This window comes from Sphingomonas sp. 66-10, from assembly GCF_001897045.1.
Lineage (GTDB): Bacteria > Pseudomonadota > Alphaproteobacteria > Sphingomonadales > Sphingomonadaceae > Sphingomonas > Sphingomonas lycopersici.
This window is the reverse complement of record NZ_MKRR01000019.1, coordinates 17,849-22,390: the sequence shown is the minus strand read 5'-3', so window position 1 is coordinate 22,390 and position 4,542 is coordinate 17,849. Positions and strand designations below refer to the sequence as shown.

Here is a 4,542-nt window from a genome sequence, read left to right as displayed (position 1 = left end):
GATTACAAGCGCCGCGCCGACCCCACCTGCGCGCCGTTCGTGCCCGCCGCGTGCGATGTGCTGATCACCGAGGCGACGTTCGGCCTGCCGGTGTTCATCCACCCGCCGATCGAAGAGGAAATCGCGCGGCTGCTCGAAACGCGCGCGCGCAACCCCGATCGCTGCGTCCTCGTCGGCGCCTATGCGCTCGGCAAGGCGCAGCGCCTCATCGCCGAGCTGCGCCGGGCGGGATATGGCGAGGCGATCTATCTCCACGGTGCATTGGTGCAAATGTGCCGGTTGTACGAGGAACAGGGCGTGCCGCTCGGGCCGATCGCGCTGGTGATGGATACGACGAAGGAAGCGCTCAAGGGCCAGATCGTGCTGTGCCCGCCCGCCGCGCTCAACGATCGCTGGGCGCGGCGGCTGCCCGATCCGATCACCGCGCTCGCCTCGGGCTGGATGCGGGTGCGACAGCGCGCGCGCCAGCGCAACGTCGAGCTGCCGCTGGTCATCTCCGATCATGCCGACTGGACCGAGCTGACGCAGACGATCGCCGAGGTCGATCCCGCCGAAACCTGGATCACCCACGGCCGCGAGGACGGGCTGTTGCGCTGGTGCGAACTGCAGCAGCGGCCGGCGCGCGCGCTGGCGCTGGCCGGCATGTTCGACGAGGATGATTGAGGTGGAGGCGTTCGCCGAGTTGCTCGACGCGCTCACCTATACACGGTCGCGCAACGGCAAGCTGGCGCTGATCGCCGCCTATCTTCAGCGCACCCCCGACCCCGATCGCGGCTGGGCGCTGGCGGGGCTGACCAATTCGCTCGACTTTCCGGCGGTGAAGTCGGCGGTCATCCGCCAATTGGCGGTCGAGCGCGTCGATCCGGGGCTGTTCGCGCTGTCGCGCGATTATGTCGGCGACACCGCCGAAACGGTGAGCCTGTTGTGGCCCGCCCCGCCGCTCCCCGGCACGCCCCCGACCGTTGCGGAGGCGGTCGCGCTGCTTTCGGCGATGACGCGCGCGACGGTCTATGGCGCGCTGCCGGCATTGCTCGATCGGCTCGACGCCAACGGCCGCTACGCGCTGCTCAAGCTCGCCACCGGCGCGATGCGCAACGGCGTATCGACGCGGCTGGCGAAGATCGCGTTCGCGCAGGCGTTCGACGTGCCGGTCACCGACGTCGAGGAATATTGGCACGGCCAGCACCCGCCCTATGCCGCGCTCTTCGACTGGGCGACCGGCCGTGCGCCGCCGCCGCATGCCGCCGGCGCGCCGCAGTTCCGGCCGTTCATGCTCGCCCATCCGATCGGCGACACCGCGGTCGATCTCGATCTCTACGCGGTCGAGTGGAAATGGGACGGGATCCGCGCGCAGATCGTCCATGGCGACGAAACGCGGATCTATTCGCGATCGGGCGACGATATCTCGCACAGCTTTCCCGAGCTGCTCGGCGCGCTCGATACGCCGGTGGTGCTCGACGGCGAATTGCTCGTGCGCGGCGCCTTCCAAGGCGGCGAGGAGGGCGGCGCGGCGAGCTTCAACGCGCTGCAGCAGCGGCTCAACCGCAAGACGGTGTCACGCAAGATGCTGGAGGAATCCTCCGCCTTCGTGCGCCTGTTCGATCTGCTGCTGATCGGCGACGAGGACCTGCGCCCGCTGCCGTGGCACGCACGGCGCGCGCGGCTGGAGCAATTCGCCGCCGGGCTCGACCCCGCGCGGTTCGATCTCAGCGCGATCGTTCCCGCGACCTCGATGGAGGCGCTCGCCGCGATCCGCGATCAAGCGCGCGATCAGGCGATCGAGGGGGTGATGCTGAAGCGCCGCGACAGCCCCTATCTCGCGGGCCGGCCGATGGGGCTGTGGTACAAGTGGAAGCGCGATCCGCTGCTGGTCGATTGCGTGTTGATGTATGCGCAGCGCGGCAACGGCCGCCGGTCATCCTATTATTCCGATTTCACCTTCGGCTGCTGGAACGGAGACCCCGATGCCGGGGCGGAATTGCTGCCGGTGGGGAAATCCTATTCGGGCTTTACCGACGCCGAGCTGAAATGGCTCGATCACCACGTCCGCACGCATACGGTGAATCGCTTCGGCCCGGTGCGCGAAACCGATCGCAGCCTCGTGCTGGAGATCGCGTTCGATTCGATCCACGCGAGCAAGCGGCACAAATCCGGCCTCGCGATGCGTTTCCCGCGCATCCACCGCATCCGCGCCGACAAGCTCCCGCGCGAGGCGGACCGGATCGAGACGCTGCGCGCGCTCGTCGCGGCCGAACCGTAACCCGGATCCCCGCGCGCTACTCGATCCACAAACTATGCGCGTCGATCCGCAGCTTGAGGATCAGCCGCGCCGCGGCGGCACGCATCGCGAGTTCCTGCGCGCGCGCTTCATTGGCCTGGCGATCGGCATAGAGACGATCGGCAAGGTCGATCGCCCCGCGCCGCTGGCCGAGCCCCGCCAGCGCCGCGCTTGCCTCGGCATGACGTACCGACTCGCGGCTCGCCAGCCACGCGACGTGGCGCGCGCGAAACTCCGCGACATCGGCAGCGGCATTGCCCGCAACGTCGCGCTCGACGATCACCTGTTCGGCACGCGCCGCGCTTGCCTCCGCCGCCGCGCGATCGGCCAGAGCGCGGCGATGCCCGCCGCCGAGCGGCAACGCGACGAACAGGCCGGCGCCCTGCTCCTGCCCGCTGCGCTCGCTGAACAGCCGCACCCCGAGCGACGGATCGGCGATGCGATCGGCGCGCGCACGACGAGCGACCACCGACTGGCGCTCGGCGGTGCCCGCCGCCGCGGCGATCTCGTGGCTCCGCTCGACGATCAGCCGCTGCAATTGCAACAGATCCTCGTTCGACGCCGAGGGTTCGCGCAGCGCGGGCGCCTCGGCCGGCAACGGCAGGTCGGGAAAGCGCGTTGCGAGCAGCGACCGCGCGCGATCGCGCGACGCCGCGGCGTCGCCCGCCTGTGCCTGCGCCAGCGCGAGGCTCGCCGCCGCCTGTTGCACGTCGAGCTCGGCCGCGTCGCGCAGCGCGGCGCGGCGCCGCGTCGCCGCGACCAGCGCCTGCTGGTTGGCGACCAGCGCCGCCGCATTGCGGTGCAATTCGCTGGCCAGCACCCAATCGTACCACAAGGTCGCGAGCGTCAGCGCCGCCTGATGCCGCGCATCCTCCATCCGGTTTTGCGCGATATCGACCCCGAGCGCCCCGGCGCGGCGATCGAGCGCCGCCTTGCCCGGCAGGCGGAACGCGCGGCTGACCGTTGCGTCATATTCGGCATAGCGCCCCTCGCGATCGACCGTGCGACGCGAAACCGTGCCCTGCGCGGTGATCTCGTGCGGCCCGCGGCGCAACGCCTCGCTGTCCGCCCGCGCCGCATCGACCCGCGCGGTCGCCGCCTCGACCCCCGGATGCGCATCGAGCGCGCGCATCACCAGATCGTGCGGCGGCAGATCGCCGGTTTGCGCTTGCGCGGGGACGGCGGCGCCCGCCACCAGCAGCCACGCCCATTTCATGCCACCCGCCCCCCGTCCGTGATCGCGACCGTCCGCCAGCGAAACGGCAGCCGCCGCCGCACCTGCGTCGCCGCCGCCAGCGCTTCCTCGACCCGCGCGGCGGCGAGCTCCACCTCCACCGCGACGCGCGCGAGCGTCCCGGCGACGCGCTCGCCGGTCGCCGCATCGTCGAAATCGCGGCCGAGCACGGCCTCGCGCCGCTGGTGGACTGGCAGGTGCAGGCAATCGCGCAACGCCGCGGCGATCGCCTCGCCGTCATGCGCGCCGCAGAACAGGGTCAGCACCACGCGGCTCATGCGGCGGACCTTTCGCCGAAACGCTCATAGAGGATCGGGAGCAGCACCAGCGTCAGCAAGGTCGAGGTGACGAGTCCGCCGATCACCACGATCGCGAGCGGCTTCTGGATCTCGGAGCCCGGCCCGGTCGCGAACAGCAGCGGCACCAGCCCGAAGGCGGTGATGCACGCGGTCATCATCACCGGGCGTAGCCGTCGCTCGGCCCCGCTGCGCACCGCCTCGGCCATCGGCAGCCCATCTTCGCGGAGCTGGCGAAAATAGGCGACCAGCACCAGCCCGTTGAGCACCGCGATGCCGAGCAAGGCAATGAACCCGACCGATGCGGGCACCGACAGATATTCCCCCGTCAGCCACAAGGCGACGATCCCGCCCACCGCGGCAAACGGAATATTGGCGAGGATCAGCAGCGACCCGCGCAGCGACTTGAGCGTGAGATAGAGCACGAGGAAGATCAGCAGCAGCGCCACCGGGATCACCAGCATCAGCCGCGCCGCGGCGCGCTGCTGGTTCTCGAACTGCCCGCCCCATTCGAGCCGATAGCCCGGCGGCAGCGCGATCTGTGCCGCGACCTTGGCTCTGGCATCGTCGACATAGCCGACGAGATCGCGCCCCGAGACGAACGCCTGCACCAAGGCATAACGCGAGCCGCTTTCGTGATCGAGCCGGATCGGCCCGGCGGTCTTTTCGATCCGCGCGAGATCGCTGACCCGTGCCAGCTCGCCCGTCGGGGTGGTGAGCTGGAGATCGGCGAA

5 protein-coding genes are annotated in these 4,542 nt (G+C 70.3%); 2 read left to right on the top strand and 3 right to left on the bottom strand.

Annotated elements, in window-relative coordinates:
• Window positions 1-663: DNA ligase-associated DEXH box helicase (locus BGN95_RS02375; protein ID WP_286771506.1), on the top strand; the 663-nt coding region annotated here is incomplete at its 5' end.
• Window position 664: 1 nt separating this feature from the next.
• Window positions 665-2,260 carry a cisplatin damage response ATP-dependent DNA ligase gene (locus BGN95_RS02370; protein ID WP_286771505.1) on the top strand — a complete coding sequence of 532 codons (1,596 nt, stop codon included), beginning with the start codon at window positions 665-667 and terminating at the stop codon, window positions 2,258-2,260.
• Between the two features lie 16 nt (window positions 2,261-2,276).
• Here the strand turns inward: BGN95_RS02370 and BGN95_RS02365 are convergent, their stop codons facing one another.
• From BGN95_RS02365 to BGN95_RS02355, 3 genes are all read right to left on the bottom strand, one after another.
• A complete protein-coding gene (locus BGN95_RS02365; RefSeq protein ID WP_265311510.1) occupies window positions 2,277-3,494 on the bottom strand; it encodes a TolC family protein in 1,218 nt (405 codons plus the stop codon).
• Entirely contained in the window at window positions 3,491-3,790 is a 300-nt protein-coding gene (locus BGN95_RS02360) for a DUF3240 family protein (RefSeq protein WP_265311511.1), read from the bottom strand. The genes BGN95_RS02365 and BGN95_RS02360 overlap by 4 nt, the downstream gene beginning before the upstream one ends.
• Window positions 3,787-4,542, bottom strand: a 756-nt coding sequence (locus BGN95_RS02355) for an efflux RND transporter permease subunit (RefSeq protein ID WP_286771504.1), incomplete at its 5' end; no start/stop codon positions are given. The genes BGN95_RS02360 and BGN95_RS02355, both read right to left, overlap by 4 nt.

What these genes read in the sequence shown, in the direction of transcription:
- BGN95_RS02365 (WP_265311510.1), bottom strand. Translation starts at nt 3,494, where the DNA reads ATGAAATGGGCGTGGCTGCTGGTGGCGGGCGCCGCCGTCCCCGCGCAA.
- BGN95_RS02360 (WP_265311511.1), bottom strand. Translation starts at nt 3,790, where the DNA reads ATGAGCCGCGTGGTGCTGACCCTGTTCTGCGGCGCGCATGACGGCGAG.